Origin of the sequence: Bradyrhizobium huanghuaihaiense, from assembly GCF_007830635.1 — a bacterium.
Lineage (GTDB): Bacteria > Pseudomonadota > Alphaproteobacteria > Rhizobiales > Xanthobacteraceae > Bradyrhizobium > Bradyrhizobium huanghuaihaiense.
In genome coordinates this window covers 21,839-42,537 of record NZ_VLLA01000043.1, presented here as the reverse complement: position 1 = coordinate 42,537, position 20,699 = coordinate 21,839, and the positions used below count along the sequence as shown (strand labels likewise).

Annotated in this window: 17 protein-coding genes and 3 pseudogenes; 12 read left to right on the top strand and 8 right to left on the bottom strand. The window is 59.9% G+C overall.

All coding sequences use genetic code 11. The annotated features are described in order from the left end of the window. The coding region (locus IQ16_RS41395) for a transposase (RefSeq protein ID WP_145832178.1) at positions 1 to 295 on the top strand (295 nt) is incomplete at its 5' end. Between the two features lie 52 nt (positions 296 to 347). Continuing rightward, positions 348 to 650 (top strand): hypothetical protein, encoded by a 303-nt coding sequence (locus IQ16_RS41390; RefSeq protein WP_014497718.1) that lies wholly within the window; start codon positions 348 to 350, stop codon positions 648 to 650. A 426-nt stretch (positions 651 to 1,076) separates the two neighbouring features. On the opposite strand, the gene IQ16_RS41385 is transcribed toward IQ16_RS41390, so the two are convergent. Together IQ16_RS41385 and IQ16_RS41375 are read right to left on the bottom strand one after the other, a co-directional pair. Continuing rightward, the gene (locus tag IQ16_RS41385; RefSeq protein WP_014497717.1) at positions 1,077 to 1,280 is read right to left on the bottom strand and encodes a hypothetical protein; all 204 of its coding nucleotides are present in this window, start codon (positions 1,278 to 1,280) and stop codon (positions 1,077 to 1,079) included. A gap of 672 nt (positions 1,281 to 1,952) precedes the next feature. After that, positions 1,953 to 2,849: a LysR substrate-binding domain-containing protein gene (locus IQ16_RS41375; protein WP_011084956.1), complete on the bottom strand. Its 897-nt coding sequence runs from the start codon at positions 2,847 to 2,849 to the stop codon at positions 1,953 to 1,955. A 108-nt stretch (positions 2,850 to 2,957) separates the two neighbouring features. On the opposite strand from IQ16_RS41375, the gene IQ16_RS41370 reads away from it, so the two are divergent. From IQ16_RS41370 to IQ16_RS41350, 5 genes are all read left to right on the top strand, one after another. Then, positions 2,958 to 3,707, top strand: a complete 750-nt coding sequence (locus IQ16_RS41370; protein WP_011084957.1) for an SDR family NAD(P)-dependent oxidoreductase — start codon at positions 2,958 to 2,960, stop codon at positions 3,705 to 3,707. A 24-nt stretch (positions 3,708 to 3,731) separates the two neighbouring features. Beyond that, entirely contained in the window at positions 3,732 to 4,583 is an 852-nt protein-coding gene (locus tag IQ16_RS41365) for a transketolase (protein WP_018646979.1), read from the top strand. Beyond that, entirely contained in the window at positions 4,580 to 5,590 is a 1,011-nt protein-coding gene (locus IQ16_RS41360) for a transketolase family protein (protein WP_014497715.1), read from the top strand. The genes IQ16_RS41365 and IQ16_RS41360 overlap by 4 nt, the downstream gene beginning before the upstream one ends. 193 nt (positions 5,591 to 5,783) lie before the next feature. Further along, positions 5,784 to 6,809, top strand: coding sequence for a TRAP transporter substrate-binding protein (locus IQ16_RS41355; RefSeq protein WP_014497714.1), 1,026 nt, complete (start codon positions 5,784 to 5,786; stop codon positions 6,807 to 6,809). Further along, the gene (locus IQ16_RS41350; RefSeq protein ID WP_018646980.1) at positions 6,806 to 8,698 is read left to right on the top strand and encodes a TRAP transporter large permease; all 1,893 of its coding nucleotides are present in this window, start codon (positions 6,806 to 6,808) and stop codon (positions 8,696 to 8,698) included. Before IQ16_RS41355 ends, IQ16_RS41350 begins: the two co-directional genes overlap by 4 nt. Before the next feature lie 45 nt (positions 8,699 to 8,743). On the opposite strand, the gene IQ16_RS41345 is transcribed toward IQ16_RS41350, so the two are convergent. The 3 genes and pseudogenes from IQ16_RS41345 to IQ16_RS47610 all read right to left on the bottom strand — a co-directional run. After that, positions 8,744 to 9,634 (bottom strand): SMP-30/gluconolactonase/LRE family protein, encoded by an 891-nt coding sequence (locus IQ16_RS41345; protein ID WP_011084962.1) that lies wholly within the window; start codon positions 9,632 to 9,634, stop codon positions 8,744 to 8,746. Between the two features lie 34 nt (positions 9,635 to 9,668). Beyond that, a complete protein-coding gene (locus IQ16_RS47055) occupies positions 9,669 to 9,926 on the bottom strand; it encodes a P-loop NTPase family protein (protein ID WP_231166575.1) in 258 nt (85 codons plus the stop codon). Positions 9,927 to 9,962: 36 nt separating this feature from the next. Further along, positions 9,963 to 10,007 (bottom strand): annotated as a pseudogene (locus tag IQ16_RS47610) (hypothetical protein); the annotation flags it as partial. Positions 10,008 to 10,127: 120 nt separating this feature from the next. Between IQ16_RS47610 and mmsA the strand changes: the two are divergent. After that, a pseudogene (gene mmsA, locus IQ16_RS41335) lies at positions 10,128 to 11,129 on the top strand (CoA-acylating methylmalonate-semialdehyde dehydrogenase); the annotation flags it as partial. 507 nt (positions 11,130 to 11,636) lie between these two features. Here mmsA and IQ16_RS41325 read toward each other — a convergent pair. Then, the gene (locus IQ16_RS41325) at positions 11,637 to 13,631 is read right to left on the bottom strand and encodes a hybrid sensor histidine kinase/response regulator (RefSeq protein ID WP_145832177.1); all 1,995 of its coding nucleotides are present in this window, start codon (positions 13,629 to 13,631) and stop codon (positions 11,637 to 11,639) included. A 210-nt stretch (positions 13,632 to 13,841) separates the two neighbouring features. On the opposite strand from IQ16_RS41325, the gene IQ16_RS41320 reads away from it, so the two are divergent. Next, on the top strand, positions 13,842 to 15,362 hold the full coding sequence (locus IQ16_RS41320; protein WP_018646982.1) for an ATPase domain-containing protein: 1,521 nt from the start codon (positions 13,842 to 13,844) through the stop codon (positions 15,360 to 15,362). Next, the gene (locus tag IQ16_RS41315) at positions 15,349 to 17,031 is read left to right on the top strand and encodes an ATP-binding protein (protein ID WP_014497707.1); all 1,683 of its coding nucleotides are present in this window, start codon (positions 15,349 to 15,351) and stop codon (positions 17,029 to 17,031) included. Before IQ16_RS41320 ends, IQ16_RS41315 begins: the two co-directional genes overlap by 14 nt. Before the next feature lie 438 nt (positions 17,032 to 17,469). On the opposite strand, the gene IQ16_RS41310 is transcribed toward IQ16_RS41315, so the two are convergent. Further along, positions 17,470 to 17,703 (bottom strand): response regulator, encoded by a 234-nt coding sequence (locus IQ16_RS41310; RefSeq protein WP_014497706.1) that lies wholly within the window; start codon positions 17,701 to 17,703, stop codon positions 17,470 to 17,472. A gap of 369 nt (positions 17,704 to 18,072) precedes the next feature. Here IQ16_RS41310 and IQ16_RS41305 point away from each other — a divergent pair, with 369 nt between their 5' ends. Continuing rightward, positions 18,073 to 19,269 carry a sensor histidine kinase gene (locus IQ16_RS41305; protein ID WP_026312616.1) on the top strand — a complete coding sequence of 399 codons (1,197 nt, stop codon included), beginning with the start codon at positions 18,073 to 18,075 and terminating at the stop codon, positions 19,267 to 19,269. A gap of 179 nt (positions 19,270 to 19,448) precedes the next feature. Then, positions 19,449 to 19,651 (top strand): annotated as a pseudogene (locus IQ16_RS47050) (transposase); the annotation flags it as partial. 741 nt (positions 19,652 to 20,392) lie between these two features. Here the strand turns inward: IQ16_RS47050 and IQ16_RS41290 are convergent. Then, positions 20,393 to 20,689: a DCL family protein gene (locus IQ16_RS41290; RefSeq protein WP_018646984.1), complete on the bottom strand. Its 297-nt coding sequence runs from the start codon at positions 20,687 to 20,689 to the stop codon at positions 20,393 to 20,395. Between the last annotated feature and the right edge of the window lie 10 nt (positions 20,690 to 20,699).

Here is a 20,699-nt window from a genome sequence, read left to right as displayed (position 1 = left end):
TGTCCTGGCGCTCGCGCCACCCATGAGCGTGCTCCTCGCCGACAAAGGGTATGATGGCGACAAGCTTCGCGGCGCAATCATTCGTCGTGGCGCCAAGCCCGTAATCCCCAATAAATCTAACCGTGTCGTCATCCATCGCTTCAACAAACGCGCCTACAAAGGACGAAATGTCATCGAACGCTGCTTTTGCAGGCTCAAGGACTTCCGGCGCATCGCCACGCGATATGACAAGCTCGCCCGTAATTTTTTGGCCGCTGTTCATCTCGCCGCTCTCGTCGCATATTGGCTCAATTGAGTCTGGACCCTAGTTGGCCAAATGTATTCGCCCGTCGGAACGCAGGATATGGATGCTGACAAAGCGACAAAAAATTGCGGACTCTCAGAAGAGCGTTGCTCTGTGGTTCGATGACTCAAAAATCAAAGCGGTTGAATCAAGGTTCGCCGAACTCCGTCAGTTGGATCCCAATAAGAGTATGTCAGAGGCTGAAATTGCGGCGATGATCCGCGCCGTCCCATCCGTCCGAAAAGAGGTGATGACCCGAGCGACGGAAATCATCAAAGATACGCTTGGCGAGAACCAACAGGGAGCGGCTCGACGCTTAAGTTCAAGATTAGCGAGCGACGCTGCGCTAAAGAAGCTTTTGCGGTAGATGTCACATGTCGCGGTGACGTGACAGTCGAGCGAGCAACCAGTAGCTGGATTTCGCCGCGCAGGGCATGATCACGATCACGGATTGGTCACCTCACGCTTCGTTCGGCTCCTAGGACGCAAAGCGTCTGTGGACCCATCACGACTACTGACTTCGTAAAGTCACATAGGCGACCGACCTAGAATACTGAACCTTGTGCGCTGGTGCTGATGGCGATGACATCGCCACGGCGGCAGATCTTCGCGACGGCGGCGATGTCGCCGTCCGAAGCTCCACCCTGAAAGAGTATTTGCGCAGAAGATCGACAATAGGCCGACGGCTCAGGAGCGGCTTTGGGCGCGGCCGGAGCAGGCGCCTGACCATAAGCCGAACCCACGAGGGCCATGCAAAGCGCCGCAGGCCAATGTCTCAGCATGATCTCCGTACCTACTTCTTCGTGCCGTAGGGGCTTTGGTTCGTCGGAGCCAGTGAGATTCCTTCCTCAGATGCTTTGTTGTAGATCGCGTTTTCGGTTCGGCCCAACTTCAGGCCGATCACTCGCGTCGGTGTGTTGCCCTTCACAAGTTGTTTGAGTTGGCTCACTTCGCCTGACGTCGACTGCTTGCCGCTATTCCGGGTCGACTTCGCCATTGCGCTTCCTCTTATTGGTGGGTGCCGTAACGGTTCCCGGTGTTTGAATTCACATAGGTCCCGCCGCGGTGCAACGATCCCGAGCCGCCTGAAAAGCTGCCGCCGTGGCTTGAGGTGTGGTGTCCGCCGCCATAGCTGACACGGCCCCCGTGACCTCCTCCGCGAGCATCGGCCGGTCCAATTATTCCGATTGCCAAAAAAAGCCCGGCAACGAGCGTTGCTGCCCTCATATTGTTCCCCCTCAAAAACGTCTCTTGTAAATTCGCTCCTCTATCCAACTGCAACCGATGCGGGAGCGCAAGCCGTAGTGCACCGATGACACTTTCTCCACTGGTGTGTGGATGTGAGACTTTGGACCTAGGGAAAAATACGGGTAAGGGGCGACCTTAAAGGTGCAGACCGATGATAAACCGGATGGCAAAGAAGGCGCGCCCCCGGCGACCACGGCAGTGGCGCTAATCGCGAACACTACTCTCCAACCCTCGTCCATTGTGCCTCGCGATAAAACGACCCCCGCGGGGGCAACGCGGAGGCCGCTGTTGGGGCGCTCCAAGGCAGGGGGTCCTGAAGCGATACGGCAACGTGCACGCGGTCGGAGGGGTTCCTATGAAGGGCAGATCCTCAAAACGCGGTGGATTTCCGCATCAGCTTCAGGAATATCTCGATGAGGTCTCACTGCGAGGAGCGAACATCTCCGCCGCCGAGTTGGGCCACCACCCAATCCGCAAAAGCTCGTACCGACGATCTTTGTCGGCTTGCGCGCGGGTAGATCAAGCGGTGACCGACGTAGCGGATATCGTTGGCGCGTCCGGCCAATGGAGCGACCAAGCGCCCGCACGCCAGTTCGCGTTCGGCCAGAAGCGTTGATTCCAAGGCCACGCCCAATCCCTCTGCAGCCGTCGCGATCGCAAGAAAGCTTCGGTCGAATCTCATGCCGTGAAGCGCAGGTGCTTCTAACCCATTCGCGGTGAACCATTGATGCCACTGCACCCGCTTCACGTCGGAGCGGATGAGCGTCTGATCGAGGAGATCGGCAGGCTTCCTGATCGATTTTGCGAGCGAGGGCGAGCAGAGCGGCGTGACCGTCTCCTCCGGCAGAGGGACAATTTCGACGCCCTCCGCGCGTGGCGGACCGTAGACGATGTCGATATCGAAATCATCGTTGCTGAAGCGCGCATAGTCCGTGCTTGCAGCCAGCCGAACCTCGAGCTTCGGGTAAGCAGCGAGAAACTGTGCAAGCCGTGGTGCCAGCCATTGCGCAGCAAAGCTGGGCGCGGAATGGACGCGCACCAATTGTGGTCCGCGCGCGGCAACTTCCTCTAGGCCACGGCGGAGCTGATCGAATGCCGCTCCCGTGTGACGCATCAGGTTCTCGCCGGCCGGCGTAAGTCGCACGGATCGTGCGCTGCGCTCGAACAAAGCGGTCCGAAGGGTGCCCTCCAGCTTGCGGATGGCATGACTAACGGCACTCGGTGTCAGGTGAAGCTCATTCGCCGCATCGCGAAACGATCCGGTGCGGGCAGCCGCTTCAAAGGCACGAATTGCCGATATGGGGATATTCGACAGCATCCCATAAGTGAACCAGATTCATCGATCCGTGACAACTGCGCGTTTGTCCGTTGGCGGTCGGCGGGTCATTCCTAAGCGCCAAGGAAGAACAATTTGCGGGAGGAACTGATGCTGCTCAGCGGTAAGACGGCCATCATTTCGGGCGCGGCCTCGCCGCGCGGGATCGGGCTTGCCACCGCCCGGCGGTTCGCCGCCGAGGGCGCTCGGGTCGCCATTCTGGATATTGACGCCGGCGCTGCGACGGATGCTGCGGCATCGCTCGGAAATTCCCATATCGGACTAGGGTGCGACGTCGCCGACAAATCGTCCTGCGAACAGGCGGTCGCCCGCGTGATCGAATCCTTTGGCGGCACCGATGTTTTGATCAACAATGCCGGCATCACCCAGCCGGTGAAGTTCCTGGAGATCTCGGCAGCCGATTGGGATCGCATTCAGGACGTCAATCTCAAGGGCATCCTGTTTCTCTCCCAGGCGGTGATCCCGCATATGCGCGGACGGAAAGCCGGATCGATTGCATGCATGTCGTCGGTCTCGGCCCAGCGCGGTGGTGGAATTTTTGGCGGCCCGCACTATTCGGCCGCGAAGGCCGGCGTACTTGGTCTCGCCAAGGCGATGGCCCGAGAGTTCGGTCCGGACGGCATTCGCGTCAATTGCGTCACGCCCGGCCTGATCGGCACCGATATCACCGCGGGCAAGCTGACCGACGAGATGAGGGCGAAGATCCTGGAAGGCATTCCGCTCAATCGTCTCGGTACGGCCGAAGACGTCGCCGGTATCTACACCTTCCTGGCCTCGGATCTCTCCGCCTACGTAACCGGCGCCGTGATCGACGTGAACGGCGGCATGCTCATCCACTGAGCCAGCGAGACAAGGGTCAGATCGATGGAAACCTCGACCAACGCGCTTACGAACACGCCCAAGCTGACGGACCGCGCCCACAATATTCGCCGCAATGCCCTGCGCATGGGCGAAGTTCAGGGCCAAGGCTATATCGCACAGGCGCTCGACATCTCTGACGTTCTCGCCGTCGCCTATTTCCATGCGATGCGCTACAGACCCGAAGATCCGTCCTGGGAGGAGCGAGACCGCTTTCTGCTCTCCAACGGGCATTATGCCATCGCGCTCTACGCGGCCTTGATCGAGGCGGGGATCGTCCCCGAGGAAGAACTCGAAACCTATGGCAGCGACGAGAGCCGCCTGCCGATGTCGGGCATGGCCTCCTACACACCGGGAATGGAAATGTCGGGCGGCTCGCTCGGGCTCGGACTCAGCATCGCCGTCGGCATGGGCCTGGGACTCAAACGCAAGAAATCCGGAGCGCGGGTATACACCTTATTTTCCGATGGCGAGCTTGACGAAGGCTCGGTCTGGGAGGCGATCCAGTCGGCAGGCCACTACAAGCTCGACAATCTGATCGGCATCGTCGACGTCAACAATCAGCAGGCGGACGGTCCTTCCACGCAGGTCATGGCGTTCGAGCCGCTGGTCAAGAAGCTTCAGGCCTTCGGCTGGTTCGTGCAGCGCGTCAACGGCAACGATCTCAATGCCGTGGTCGCCGCCTTCGACGCGGCCAAGTCCCATCCCGAACTCAAGCCGCGGATCATCGTCGCCGACACGCTGATGGGGAAGGGTGTTCCCTTCCTCGAGCAGCGCGAGAAGAGCCATTTCATCCGCGTCGAGCCGCACGAATGGCAGCTCGCGCTTGCCGCGCTGGAAGCCGGGAGGCAGGCATGAAGACCGTCAGATCAGCACCGCAGCCGGGCAAGCCGCGCCTGACCACCTCAGCGATGATCGCATCGATCGCAGCCGAGGGGCAGAAGACCAGACCGGGGCCGTTCGGACACGCGCTCGTCGAACTCGCGCGCCACCGCCCTGAGGTGGTCGGCATGACGGCCGATCTCGGCAAATACACCGACATGTACATCTTCGCAAAGGAGTTCCCGGACCGCTATTACCAGATGGGCATGGCCGAGCAGCTTCTGTTCGGCGCCGCCTCCGGCCTCGCTGCCGAAGGCTTCATGCCTTTCGCGACCACTTACGCGGTGTTCGCGTCTCGGCGGGCTTACGATTTCATTCACCAGACGATTGCGGAGGAAGACCGCAACGTGAAGATCGTTTGTGCTTTGCCCGGCCTGACCTCGGGCTACGGCCCGAGTCACCAGGCCGCAGAGGATCTCGCGCTATTTCGTGCCATGCCAAATATGACGGTCATCGATCCCTGCGATGCCCACGAGATCGAGCAGTTGGTGCCTGCCATCGCGGCGCATCAGGGGCCAGTCTACACCCGCCTGCTGCGCGGCCAGGTGCCGGTCGTTCTGGACGAGTACGACTACAAATTCGAGCTCGGCAAGGCCAAGCTGATCCGCGACGGGAAGGACGCCCTGGTCATCTCATCCGGCATCATGACCATGCGCGCGCTCGAAGCCGTACAGACCTTGAAAGACGACAGCATCGATATTGCGGTGCTGCATGTTCCAACCATCAAGCCGCTCGATACCGAGACGATCTTGCGTGAAGCCGGCAAGTCGGGCCGCCTGGTCGTCGTTGCCGAAAACCACACAACGATTGGCGGTCTCGGCGAGGCGGCTGCCGCGCTTCTGATGCGTTCCGGCGTCCATCCGCCCTTCCGCCAGATCGCATTGCCGGACGAGTTTCTTGACGCCGGCGCACTTCCGACCCTGCACGACCGCTACGGGATTTCCACCGCAGAGGTCGCACGGCAGATCAAGCGGTGGCTTTAGTGTACCGGCGCTAAGCGCCAACTTAGCCAAGCCCAGGTGAGGAGCTACGCCCGTCGCATGTTGCGGCGGCGAGTGATTGCTCCTGCCCAAATGCCGGTGGTCGAGAGCCGGCAAGCGAAGAACCCGGAAAGCTGCACGTCAGCCTGCGCTGATGCAACGGGCAGCAACGTCAATGAAGGACCAGGAGGAAAACATGACTGCATCGAAGCCCGGAAGCATCAGTCGCCGTTCGCTGTTGATGGCCGCCACCACCGTTCCTCTCTGCGGGATTCTCACCCGCCCGGCGTCTGCCGCCGAGTTCGTCTACAAGTTCGCGACCGGACAGGACCCAACGCATCCGGTGAATATCCGGGCGCAAGAGGCGATCGACCGTATCCGCGAAGCGACGAGCGGTCGGCTGGAGATCAGGCTATTTCCGGCCAACCAGCTCGGCTCCGACACCGAGCTTTTGACCCAAGTTCGCAGCGGCGGCGTCGAGTTCTTCAACCAATCGTCCTCGATTCTTGCCACCCTCGTACCTAGCGCAGGCATTGTGAACACCGGCTTCGCATTCGCCGACTACGACAGCGTATGGAAGGCGATGGACGGCGACCTCGGCACTTACATCCGGGCGCAAATCGCCAAGACGCCAATCATGGCGGTTTCGAAGGCCTGGGACAACGGCTTTCGTCAGGTGACCTCGTCGGGCCGCGAGGTCCGGACGCCGGATGATCTGAAGAATTTCCAGATCCGCGTTCCGCCCGCGCCGCTGCTCACCTCGCTCTTCAAGGCGCTCGGCGCCGGGCCGACGCCGATCAACTTCAACGAGGTCTATTCCGCGTTGCAGACCAAGGTCGTCGACGGCCAGGAGAATCCGTTGCCGATCATCGCGACCGCGCGTCTTTACGAAGTGCAGAGCACGTGTAGCCTCACCGGGCACGTCTGGGATGGCTACTGGATTCTGGGCAACAAGCGCGCCTTCGAGCGCCTGCCCAAGGATGTGCAGGAGATCGTGACGCGCGAGCTCGATCGCTCCGCGGTCGATCAGCGGGCAGACATCGCAAAGCTCAGCCAGTCCCTGCGCGCCGATCTGTCGACCAAAGGTCTCAAGTTCATCGACGTCGATCGTGCCGCTTTCCGCCAGGCGCTGTCTAAGACCAGCTTTTACGCCGACTGGAAGGGCAAGTTTGGCGAGGAGGCATGGTCTCACCTTGAAAAAGCCGCGGGCCAGCTATCATGACCAGCGTGAGCCATACGCCGCATGTGGATACCGGGCTCGCGGCCGGCAGATCTCAAGCGAATTCGCGCCGATGGGTGGTGACAGCGAACATGGTGCTTGGCCACGCTGTCGCAGTCCCGGCGGCCTTGCTCGTGCTGGCGGAGATCGTGGTGCTGTCCGCGGGCATCGTGGGCAGATACGTATTCCGCTCGCCGATCGTCTGGTCCGACGAGTTTGCCGGCATTCTCTTCCTCTGGCTCGCCATGCTCGGGTCTGTGATTGCGTTCCAGCGCGGCGAGCACATGCGGATGACCGCCATCGTCGGCGTGCTCAGTGCGGAGCTCCGCGCGTTCCTGGATGTCATAGCGGCCGCGGCGTCGCTGGCATTTCTCGTGCTCGTCGTTTGGCCGGCCTATGAATTCGCCGCCGACGAGGCCTTCGTCACCACTCCGGCGCTCGAGATCGTCAACACCTGGCGTGCGGCAGCGCTGCCGATCGGCATCGGGCTGATGCTGATCGCAGCCGTCCTCCGGCTCATCCGCATCGCGAGCCTGCGCAGCTTGCTGGCCTCCCTGGCGATCGTCGCAGGCATCATCGGAACGTTCATTCTGCTGGCGCCGGTCTTGAAGGCACTTGGCAATCTGAATCTTCTGATCTTCTTCGTTTTCGTGGTCGGCGCGATGGTCTTTGCGGCCGTGCCGATCGCGTTTGCATTTGGCCTCGCCACGGTCGGCTATCTCGCCCTGACAACCAGCACGCCCGACGTCGTGATGATCGGACGAATGGACGAGGGCATGAGCCATTTGATCCTGCTTGCCGTGCCTCTCTTCGTCTTTCTCGGCCTTCTGATCGAGATGACGGGCATGGCGCGCGCCATGGTCAGCTTCCTGGCAAGCCTTTTGGGCCACGTGCGTGGCGGACTGCACTACGTGCTGGTCGGGGCGATGTATCTGGTCTCAGGCATCTCCGGCTCCAAGGCGGCGGACATGGCTGCGGTGGCTCCAGTGCTGTTTCCCGAGATGCGGCAGCGTGGGGCCAAGCCCGGCGATCTCGTTGCGCTCCTGGCCGCGACGGGGGCGCAGACCGAGACGATTCCCCCGTCACTCGTTCTGATCACGATCGGCTCGGTGACCGGTGTGTCGATCTCGGCGCTGTTCACCGGCGGGTTGCTTCCGGGCGTGGTGCTCGCGATCATGCTCGCGGCCGTGGTGTGGTGGCGATACCGCCGCGAGGACCTGTCTCACGTCAAACGGGCGACGGGGCGGCAGATTGGCCGCGCCTTTGTGATCGCGATACCGGCCATCGCGCTGCCATTCGTGATCCGGACCGCCGTCGTCGAAGGCGTTGCGACGGCAACGGAGGTCTCGACCATCGGGATCCTGTACTCGGCCTGTGCGGGACTCTTCATCTATCGGCAGTTCGACTGGCGCCGCATCTATCCGATGCTGGTCGAGACGGCTTCGCTGTCGGGGGCGATCCTGCTCATCATCGGCGCGGCGACGGGCATGGCCTGGGCGCTGACCCAGTCGGGATTTTCTGCCTCTCTTGCAAAGTTCATGACCAGCCTTCCCGGCGGAGTACCTGTCTTCCTTGCCGTGACGATCGTGACCTTCGTGATCCTGGGCAGCGTTCTGGAAGGGATCCCGGCCATCGTCTTGTTCGGCCCGCTCCTGTTCCCGATCGCGCGGCAGGTCGGGGTGCACGATGTCCACTACGCGATGGTGGTCGTTCTCGCGATGGGCATCGGCCTGTTCGCGCCACCGTTCGGCGTCGGCTACTACGCGGCTTGCGCCATCAGCCGCATCAACCCGGACGAGGGCATGAAGCCGATCGTGGGCTACATGATCGCGCTTTTGATCGGCACGCTGATCGTCGCGGCCGTGCCCTGGCTATCGATCGGCTTCCTTTGACGCATCTGCGGGACGCCTTGCGGGACAAAACCGCGAGGCACCTCGTCAGGCGAACTTCGGCAGATGCAGCGGCAGGCCCTCGCAGGGCATATCGATCTCTTCGACTTGCCCCTTGCCGACTTCAGTCACGCGTAGCTTCTTGCCCTCGAGCGTGAAGGCACAATTCGTCGGCTGCGGCCCATCCAGGATCAGCCGGTCGACGACTTCACCCCGTCGGTCCAGCACCCTGACGTTCTTCTGGTTGTAGACCGTGCAATAGAGGCGGCCATCCGTGCCGAAGGCCATCCCGTCCGGACCTTTGAAATCGGGATTGGCATTCGGTTGCAGGACGTTGCCGAAGACCTCGCGTCTAGGCGAGGCTTCGCCGAGCACGTCATATCGGTAGATCTCGCCGGTGAAGGACGCGTTGGCATAGAGGTGATTGTCGGAGCCGAAAGCAATGCCGTTGGTGAAGCGGATCTTCCGATCGAGCACGCGTAGCACCTTCATGGCCGCCGGATCGATCTCATACACACGGCCGTCCCAATCAAGGTCCATATAGCCGTCGACGAAGGCCTGGCCGTTGATGAAATCTTCGGCCGCCATGCCGGAGTCGGTCAGGTAGAGCAGTCCGTTCGGGCCGAAGCAAAGATCGTTCGGAAATAGAAAGCGGTCCGTACCTTCGCCCTGCATGCGCCGGATCTCGTTTCCGCCGTCGTCGATGCAGATCAGCGCCCGGAGGCCTGCTTCCGCGATCCAGATCCGGCCGTGGCCATCAGTCGTCAACCCGTTCGGACGCCCGCCAGTCGTCCGGATCACCCTGCGATTGCCGCGAGAGTCAAGCCGTGTGATGCAAAGGGTCGACGCGGACATTTCGGTCACATACATCGATCCATCGGGCAGGCACACCGGCCCCTCCGGAGCTCCAATTCCGGTGGCAAACAGTCTCGACGCCATTTTTTCCTCCCGTTCTCCAGATTGCCGGCGCTCGTTACGAGATGACCAGGCCGCTGGCCGGATCGATCAGCACCACGCGATTGAGGTCGATGGCGAGGTTGATCCGCTCGCCATGGCTGCTGACGTCATGAGCCTGCAACTCCGCGACCGCATCGACGCCGCCGATCTTGATGGTGGTGAATGTACGGGTCCCCGTCGGCTGAATGAGGTCGACGACGGCCGAATAGGAGACCACCCCGTCGCGCGGAGGTCCGCCGCCAGCCCGGCTGAAGTGCTGGGGTCGAATGCCCACCAGAACTTCTTGGCCATCCGCACCTGTCCGCAATTTGGCTCTTGCATTCGGAAGCGTCAGCGCACCGCCGGACTGAAACACAACTGCGGCGCAGCCGCCGCTTGTCTTGAGGTCGCCGGGACGAGGTTGATCGACGGAGACCCGAGGAAGCCGGCCACAAAGCCCGTACGAGGCTGCTCGAACAGTTCAAGCTGAGCCCCCTGCGGAAACACCTTCATCCTGAAGCCGTCGGAACGTGATCCATCCGCTTCGCTAATCATGGCGGAATGGCTGAAGGAAGCCGGCCTGCCGGATGGCGTCTTCAACGTGGTGCAGGGTGATAAGGAAGCCGTCGACGCGCTACTGCATCATCCGAACGTCTCGGCGGTCAGCTTCGTAGGGTCCACGCCCATTGCGCAGTACATCTATTCGACCGCCGCGAATACCGGAAAACGCTGTCAGGCTCTCGGCGGCGCCAAGAACCACATGATCGTGATGCCCGATGCCGACATGGATCAGGCGGTTGATGCACTGATGGGTGCCGCTTACGGCTCCGCCGGCGAACGCTGCATGGCGATTTCTGTTGCCGTGCCGGTCGGCGAGGGGACCGCGGACAAGCTGATCTCAGCCTTGGAGCCGAAGGTTCGAGGCCTGAAGGTCGGGCCGGGTACCGATCCCGAGGCCGAGATGGGTCCTATCGTCACGAAGCAGCATCTGGACAAGGTCCGAAGCTACATCGATGCGGGCGTTGCGGACGGCGCGAAGTTGCTCGTCGACGGACGCAAATTCAAAATGCAGGGCTACGAAGACGGCTTCTTCCTGGGCGGGACTTTGTTCGATCACGTCAAGCCGAGCATGAAGATCTACAAGGAGGAGATCTTCGGGCCAGTGCTCTCGGTCGTGCGAGCACCGGATTATGCGACGGCCGCGCGGCTGATCAATGAGCACGAGTTCGGCAACGGGACATCGATCTTCACACGTGACGGCGATGCTGCTCGTGAATTTGCTCACCAGATCAAGGTCGGCATGGTCGGCATCAACGTTCCGATTCCGGTGCCGATGGCCTTCCACTCCTTCGGTGGATGGAAAGCGTCGATCTTCGGCGATCATCACATGCATGGACCGGAAGGCGTCCGCTTCAACACGCGAATGAAGACAGTGACAAGCCGCTGGCCAACCGGAATACGGGCCGGTGCCGAATTCGTCATGCCGACCATGTCATGACGGCTGCCGGATACTGCTTTTGTCTGTTCTCCCAGACTGCGAGGGCCATCGGCCCTCGTTCTTTTCATAGGTCATTCTAACGGCCTCTGTCTTAGAGAAATGCTCGAGCATGCCGCAGACAGTTGTGTTCGGCCGTAGCTCGAATGGCGGGTTTTGGCGCCCAAGAAACTTAAAAATGCTTTATCTTTCATTTGGGATTGACTGACACTCTCTCCGTCATTGGCGCGATTTTGTACGCCTCCGCATTTCGACTGAGGTCGACCGCGGGCGCCGAAAAAGTTGGGGTGCGGCCACGCATACTCGGGCCACAGCGACATACGCCTTGCGGCGGCCGATCTTGTCCGAAAGACTGACGAACACGACATACAGAGGCACGGTGATGATAGTCGCGCCGATAAGCATGTAGTTCGCCGTCAGATTCTCGACGCGGAGCACTTTGGCCAACAAGAAGAGCGAATAGAATTGACCTGTGTACCGGATCACGGCCTGCGCTGGCGCGAATTCAATTCAGTATTGGTCAAGCCGGTCTAACATTTCGCGCACACGAAAAGCGAGTTTTGCCTGAGAGATCGGCTTCTCTAATAGCTCGACGCCCTCATCAAGGCGCCCTTGGTGGACCACGGCATTTCGCGAGTAACCTGTCATGTACAGGATCTTGATGCCTGGGCGGATCTGCTGTGCGCGCCGGCCCATCTCCCGTCCATTGATTCCCGGCATGACGACATCCGTCAGCACAAGATCAACCTTCGGCTCTTCCTGCAGAAGGATGGTCAAGGCAGCCTGGGCGCTGGATGCCACAACCACGCGATAATTTAAATCTCGCAGAAGCTCAGAAACATATGCACGCAGGTCCGTATCATCTTCGACGACGAGTATCGTCTCCAGTTTCTCACCTTCCGGGCGAAACTCGTCTGCATTACCCTCGGCGGGTCGAGCATCTCCATGGTAGCGGGGGAAATACATTCTGATGCTGGTACCTTGGCCGACTTCGCTGTAGATCTTCACGTGCCCACCCGACTGCTTTACGAAACCATAGACTTGGCTAAGTCCGAGGCCTGTCCCTTGCCCGAGCTCTTTCGTGGTAAAAAAAGGCTCGAAAGCATGATTGAGGACGTCCGCGGTCATCCCGGTCCCAGTGTCTGTTACGCAAACGATGACATAATGGCCCGGGGAGAGCTCAGGATTCACTCGGCAATAGTCCTCGTCAGCTAATACGTTCATAGCCTCGACCGTGAGTTTACCGCCATCCGGCATCGCGTCGCGTGCGTTGATACCGAGATTGATAATGGCAGACTCGAGGTGGTTGGTATCAGCCTCGATCGACCAGAGACCCGCACTTCCGACGGTTTGAACTTCGATGCGTTCACCGAGGGTACGTTGCAGAAACTCCTGCAATCCATTCAGAAAAATATTCAGATTGATAGGCTGCGGATCCAGCGCTTGCCGACGGGAGAATGCGAGCAGGCGGCTAGTCAGTGCTGCGGCACGCTGCGCGCCGCGCTTGGCATTGGAGAGTGCCCGCTGAAGATTCGTGCTGTTAGTCAGGCCGCGGCTGTTCCGCTCCGCGGTCTCAAGGTTGCCAAGCACGATCATCAGGAGATTATTGAAGTCGTGCGCGATCCCGCCGCTGAGCTGGCCTACCGCTTCGAGCTTCTGAGAGGCGGCTAACTGCTGCTGAGTGCGCTGGAGTTCGTCCTGGGCCTGCTTTCGCTCGGTTACGTCACGCGTTACTTTTGCAAACCCAACCAATTCGCCGGCCTCGTCGGTGATGCGATCGATGACAACTGACGCCCAAAAGCGACTGCTGTCCTTTCGCACTCGCCAACCTTCAGCCTCGAAGCGTCCCAATTTGGCCGCTTCGGCGAGCGCCCGTTTCGGTACGCCAGTTTGAATATCTTCAGGCGTGTAGAAGCGACTGAAGTGCTGACCGATAATTTCATCCGGATCGTAGCCTTTGATGCGCTGTGCACCCGGATTCCAGGCGGTTATATTGCCGGCAGGATCCAGCTGAAAAATCGCATAATCGACAACAGCCTCGATCAATCGACGGTATCGTCGCTCGCTCTCCAGCAGATCGTTGTGGGCCTGCTGACGTTCTGTGATGTCGCGCGTGACCTTTGCAAAGCCGATCACCTGACCTTGCTCGTCGCGGATCGCATCCACGACGACTAACGCCCAAAAGCGGGTCCCGTCTTTGCGGACGCGCCACCCTTCGGAACTGAACCGGCCGGTCTCTGCCGCAATTTTCAACGCTGTTTGGGGAAGCTCTTTCGCGCGATCCTCGGGCGGATAAAACAATGAGAAGGACTTGCCGATGATCTCGTCCGCTGAGTAGCCCTTCAATCGCTCGGCACCGGAGTTCCAACTGCGCACGGTGCCATCTACATCGATCATGTAGATGGCGTAGTCCACGATGGAGTCGATGAGCAGTTGAAGCGGCCGCGCGTCGGCGACCCCGTCGAGCTTTGTTTGCAGTGTTTTCAACGGGTGGAGCGCTCCCAAACAGGTTCAACGTATTTGGATGCGGGATTGTTCCGTACACCGTGGCATTGTGCCCCTGTCGCCGTGGCCGGCCGAGCAATGCTTAAGACCACAGGATCGCAAGTGGTGAGTATCGCCGTCGAGGCTCCGGCTTGGCCGGGGAACCCTGCCCGGGAGCAGAAGTTTCCATAAATCAAAGGCGGCTCCGCCTGCGGCGAAACGGGGGTTGATATGGATGAGGAAAAGCGGTTGCTCGACGGCTGTGAGCTCCCGAGGATTTCCACCGGAAATTTTGGTCTAGATGACATTCTCGGAGGCGGCTTTGATCCCGAGAGAATGTATCTGTTTGAAGGCCAACCCGGTTCAGGCAAGACAACCCTCGCTCTGGAATTTTTGCTGGAAGGAGTTCGCGTCGGCGAACCGACCCTCTACATCACGCTATCGGAGACTGAGCAAGAATTGCGTCTGGTCGCAAAGCGTCATGGGTGGTCGCTCAACGGCATTACAATCTTTGAATTGATCCCGCCTGAGACCACGCTGGATCCGAGCCAGGAACTCACGGTGCTGCATCCGGCCGAGATGGAGCTTAGCGAAACCACGCAGATGATCTTTGACCGGGTCGAGGCACTGGCGCCGGCGCGAATTGTACTCGATAGCCTGTCGGAGCTTCGCCTGCTGGCACAAAGCCCCCTTAGATACCGCCGTCAGATCCTCGCGTTGAAACACTTCTTTTCAGGTCGCAAGTCCACTGTGGTTTTGCTTGATGACCTTTCATCACAGCAGAACGATCTGCAATTGCATTCGATCGCCCATGGCGTTGTGCTTCTTGAACAGTTGGCAATCGATTACGGCGCGCAGCGGCGACGCCTTCGTGTCGTGAAGATGCGTGGTATCGAATTCAAGGGGGGATTTCACGACTTCACCATCCGGCATGGTGGTCTCATGGTTTACCCCCGACTTGTCGCAGCAGAACATCATAAGGAATTCGACAGCGACGTCGTCTTGAGCGGCAATCCGGAACTGGACACTCTTCTGGGCGGTGGCCTTGAGCGCGGAACGAATGTGCTCCTCATCGGTGCGGCGGGCGTTGGAAAATCATCGCTGGCGCTTACCTATGCGATCGCAGCCGCAGCCCGAAACGAACGCTCCGTGATTTTTGCCTTCGACGAAGGACGCGGCACTGTGAGTGCGCGAGCGAAGACGTTGGGACTTCCACTTCAAGACGGGCTCGATAAAGGCTTGATCGATTTTCAGCAAATCGACCCTGCTGAAATGGCGCCAGGCGAGTTTGCCGACGCGGTGCGGAGCAGCGTAGAACGTGCTGACGCGCGGGTAGTGATAATCGACAGCCTCAATGGCTATCTCAATGCGATGCCGGATGAGCGCTTTTTGATTCTTCAGATGCACGAGCTGCTGAGCTATCTCAGTCATCGCGGCGCCCTGACCATCCTCGTGCTGGCTCAGCATGGCCTCGTCGGACCGATGGATACGCCGCTGGACATTAGTTATCTCGCCGATGGCGTGCTGATGCTGCGTTATTTCGAGTTTGATGGCAGCGTGCGGCGCGCACTGTCCGTCGTGAAAAAGCGAAGCGGCAATCACGAACATACGATCCGAGAATTCAAACTGAGCCACCAAGGCATCACCGTCGGACCCCCGCTAAAGGGTTTCAGTGGCATTTTCGGCGGTACGCCGGTGTACAAGGGGGAGGAGGCACCTTTGATGCCTCGGGACACCGATGGTCCGGCCTGAAACGCCAAAAGGCGTGGTTTTGGTCCTGATGCCCATTGGACGGGACGCGGCAACTGTTGCCAAGTTGATCGAAAGGGCAGGCTTACGTCCCGTGGTCTGCAACACGCTTCAGGAAGTGATAGAGAATCTCGAGTGGGTCATCGAAGTCGTGGTTGTGGCGGAGGAGGCGCTCTACGGCAATAATGCCCGCGTTCTGGAGGACTGGGTGGGCCGTCAGCCACCGTGGTCCGATCAACCCTTTGTCGTACTGACCAACCGCAATGAAGGTGGCAAGTTTGCCGCGTTCAGGCGGGAGTTGGTCATTCGCCTGCGTAACGTGGGCTTTCTCGAGCGCCCCTTGCAGGCCATCACGCTTCAGGCCACGGTACTTTCCGCAGAGCGCGCTCGAAGACGACAGTATCAAACTCGTGCGTACCTTGAGGCGCAGCGCGGCGCCTCTGCCGAACTGGAGCGTTTGGTTGCGGAGAGAACGGCTGACCTTGAGCGGGCGAACAGTCAACTCCGGGAAGAAATTGCGGGTCGCGAGCGGGCCCAGGCAGCGTTGCTGCAGGCACAGAAAATCGAGGCGTTGGGCCAACTTGTCGGCGGGGTCGCGCACGATTTCAATAACCTGCTTATGGCTGTCATCGGCAACCTCGACCTGCTTTCGAAAAAACTAGGTGAAGATGCTCGACTTCACAGGCTCCTGGATGGCGCCATGGAGGGCGCCCGCCGTGGCGCCACTCTAACACAAAGGCTACTCGCTTTTGCGCGCAAGCAGGAACTGAAGGCGCAAGCTACAGACGTCCGAAGTCTTGTGGAAGACATGATAGGCCTCATAGATCGTTCGGTGGGTCCGATGGTTCGGATCGAGCTTCACGCCGAAGACAATATGCCGGTCGTCGACGTCGACCCGAACCAGCTCGAAATGGCTCTGCTCAATCTCGCCGTGAATGCCCGGGACGCTATGATTACTGGCGGCGTCCTCACGATCGGGCTGTCCGAGCAAATTGTCGACATCGACGATCAGCTTGGTGTCCAACCAGGCCGATACGTGGTGCTCTCGGTGCGAGATACTGGAGAAGGAATGGACGCACAAACGCTGGCCCGGGCCGTAGAACCTTTCTTCTCAACGAAGGGAGTCGGCAAGGGCACGGGTTTGGGTTTGTCCATGGTGTTCGGCCTGGCGCAACAATCCGGAGGTGCCCTGCGGCTCGAAAGCACCCCCTCAAGCGGGACAACCGCCAGACTTTGGCTTCCCGTTGCCAGTGAAACGTCGCCGCCTTCCGGACGCGCGCCGAACATCGTTACCCAAGCCTCGGCGCCAGCGAAGATTCTTTTTGTAGACGACGATCTTCTGATCGCCGGCAGTACTGTCGATCTGCTGGAAGACCTGGGACATCAGGTGATTGAAGCGCATTCCGCCATTGAGGCGTTGCGGCTTCTTGAAAGTGGCTTAGCTGCTGATCTTTTAATAACCGACCACGCGATGCCAGGAATGACAGGAATCGAATTGGCCCGAGAAGTGCGCCGCCAATATCCTCGACTTCCGATCTTGCTTGCGACGGGGTTCGCTGAACTGGAAGGAAGCGAAGTGGTAGACGTCGCACGTCTCGCGAAACCTTACACGCAAGCTCAACTTGCGACGGAGATCGCGCACCTCCTGCCGAATGGAAGGGATGGCTTCTAATGCCGCTCAGCGGCAGCGTGCACCTGCCGGGTAGACGGATTTCGAGCCGTCCCTTCAGGTGGTTTGTGCGCGCGCCGTAGAAAAGCGGCGCTGCGGCCTTCCGCCGGGCGGGTTCATCGTTTCCCCCATTCGATGACGAGTGGGGGTAGTGCCTGAAACGCCGGGCCGTTATACGCGTTCGCTCAGGCCGCCTTGGACTCGATCTGGTGCACGTTGGCCTGCGCCGCGCCATTGATGGCGATGCGCAACGGCGGCGGCGTGAACTATGTTTTTTGGGGCCCGGCGCGCGGCGAAGTTCAGCTTGTGCTTCTGCTTCTCCCAACGGGCGTTGCTTACGAGCGCCCTCCAATGCGGCCCGCTCGGCCTCGATAGCCTAGTCGAACTAGCCCAGCGAGGCTTGATTGGTTCTTCAGCTTTCTCGCCCATGAGACCGGCTCGCTAGTCTGCGGGCGGGATCGGCGGGGCCGCGTTAAGAAGCTGCGATATCGCGGTTACGATCTGAGCAGGGGCAAAGGGCTTTGCAAGCAGTAGGCTGTTTGGGACGCCCTCGGACGCCCATTCCTCCCCGTGAGTGCCGGTCATGTAGATGATGGGCATCGTCGGATCGATCTCCCGGGCAGAGCGACCGACCTTCCATCCATCGAGCTTTCCCAGCAGGTTGATGTCGGTCACGACCGCCCGGAATTTGGATTCGTCGTCCTGCCTGCAAAAGAGTAATGGCTTCCTCGCCAGACGCCGTCAGGGTGGACGCAAAGCCGCCGTCTGAAAGAGCTTCTTCGACCATAGCCCGAATAAGCTTGTCGTCCTCGACGACCAGAATCTTAACCGCATCGGTCAAAGCCAATCTCCCCCTGGCTCCCTCGTCGCAGTCGCGCGGCAGGGTAAGACGTGGTGGAACAGTAAGTTCCATAATTGAGATCCTACTAGGGTATTTTCCAGCAAGGCCGCGCCAAGCACTAGACGCTAGGAAAGAGGTTAGGCGCGTAACTTATCATGCTACAAGCCGAAGGCGGGCCAGCCAGGGTTCGAAGGGACGAGTTCATGCCAACCCTCACGGGGACAGAATCCGTGACGTCTCCCGTCGCATCGACCGGGGCAACCAGACAGGAACTTCCGTACCGGTTGAGGCAACAGTCCTTGCTGGGCGAGTTCGGCCGAACCGCGCTGCAGACCCGCGACATCGGCCAGATACTCCAACGAGCGACGCAGCTCTGTGCCCAGGGTCTCGAAACACCTTTTGCCAAGGTCCTGGAGTACATGCCGGAGGAAAAACGGTTGCTGGTGAGCGCAGGCGTCGGATGGGCGCCGGAGACGATCGGCCAGATATCCCTGGGCGTCGATCTGGAGTCTCCCGCCGGCTACGCGTTCCATACCGGCCAAATCGTCATTTCCAACCACCTGCAGGAAGAAACCCGCTTTCGAACGCCGAAACTACTGTTGGAGCACGGCATCAAGCGCGCCATCAACGTTCTCATCGCGCGGGGCGGCGAAGGTCATCTACCGTTTGGTGTTCTGGAAGTCGACAGCGCTGACTCGGGTCAGTTCGATCTCGCGGATGCTGATTTCCTTGCCGGCTTTGCGGGCCTGCTCGGCATCGCCATTGAGCGGCAGCATGCCGACGCCGAGCTCCAAAAAGCCCTCGAGCACCAAGCCATGTTGACTCGAGAGATGAGCCACCGTGTCAAGAACAGCCTGGCGTCGGTGGTAGGCCTGCTCCGCGTCCAGTCCCGCAGCGCACAGTCCGAGGAAGTTCAAAACGCGCTCAAGGACGCCGCTTCCCGCATCACGACGATCGCCCAGGTTCACGACCACCTGTGGCGCAGCACCAGGATCGGGTTTGTCGATATTGCGGACTTCGCGGGCGAGCTTTGCAGGAAGCTGCAAGAAACGCTCGCCTACAAGATTGACTGTAAGTTCGACCACCTGATGATTCCGGCGGACAAGGCAATTCCGCTTGGCCTCCTGATCAATGAGCTTGTCACGAACGCGGCGAAGCACGCCTACTCCGACAAGTCCGGCGAAATCCAGGTGGCGGGCGCGGGGCGCGGAGCCGATTTGCATGTCGTGGTAGCGGATCAGGGCGTGGGACTGCCGGCGGATTTCGATATGGACCAGCCGCGAGCGAGCCTGGGCTTCAAGGTGATCAAGAGCCTGCTTGCCCAACTCAATGGACGCATCGCGGTCTCATCAAACGAGCCAAAGGGCACAACAATCCAACTTGATGTGCCGCTCGATTAGAGGAAGTTCCGTCCATCCTACATCCCGGACCTGTCATGGCTTCACGAACTGATAGGCGAAGCGATCGGTCTCGCCCTTGATCGAGGGATCGAACACCTTCATCGAGTGCGGATCGTCCTTGTTCGCGAGCATTGTGCTTTCCGCGTCCAGTACGAAGCCGGCCGCCTCCACCTCCTCGCAGTGAGATTCATGCACTCGTGGATGCCAACGGCCTGCCGGTCCGGCTGGCGCTGACGCCCGACGAGGCTCACGAGAATCGGCTTGCCAGAAAGCGACTATCTTGTCTGAAGCGCGGATCGATGCAGCTTTCTGACGTGGCTACGACGCCGACTGGATTAAGGAGCTCGCCACGAAGAACGGCGCATGGGCCAACGTCCCGCCAACCCGATCTGCTTCGCTCACCGTGCACCAAGATGGTGCACCATGTTTTGCCGGCGCCCCACTGACCCGACAGCAAGCCATGCCCCACCGCTGGCATCAGCCGTTTGATTAGCCATGCCTTGAGCGGCCGCGGATCTGCATCCCCGTGTGAATTGTGAATAAAGTGCGGCAACTTCGGATCCTGCCGCGACGCCTCATCGATTTCGTCGAGATCATCCTCAATATCGTCTTCGTCTGGATCTGGCGCCGGTGTCTCCGGTTTAGGCGAAATTGGCTTGAGTATCTCCCGCGGCGCGTTTCGACAATTTTCTCGGGCGCCTTCATGCCGTCGAGCAGCGGCAACGCCCTATCAGTGTACTTGCTGGCGCTCCTGGAGATCTCGCGGGAAGTCGACCCTCTGCGAAATAGCGGCCGGCAACCTACTCGTTGCGTTGCCACACGCACGCTCGATGTTTCAGCGAGCGCCGTTCTCGTTGCGAAAGGCAGCAATGAAATCGCAACGAATTGGGTGAAACGACCGTGAACAAAACGGGACGAGGACGATCACCACACCAAGAAAGATCAATAACTTAGAAGATGCTCACTGCGTTCGGGACGCCGTGGTCTTAAGCCATCAGATCGCAACTTGAACCGAATGTCGGTATCGGTGGTTGCGCCTCCGCAATTTGAACCTGCGAAAATCTTGCCCGACCAGGCCGAGAACTGCGCACCGCTATGCAACCGAGCTCGGCGAATTGCTTAGCTAGGTACCGTAGATACAGGCCCTATGAGAAAACTTTTCGGTCGCTCCGTCAGTACGGTTCAACCAGAAGCATTTCGTACCGAAGTCAGCAGTTCGGACGTTAAAGTGGGTAATTCCGCATCCCTTCTTGGCCTCGGCATCGGGATGGTGCTCCAGTGCCGCTCGTAGAATCACTGTGTCATTGGCGCCAACCCGATCGCCCACGTCGTACCGGTGAAGCATGTCATTCAAATAAGCAACGGCGTCACCTCTTTTGGCGAAGTGCAGTGGGCCGAGGTCGATCGGCTTCGCGGGCATGTGAAACCTC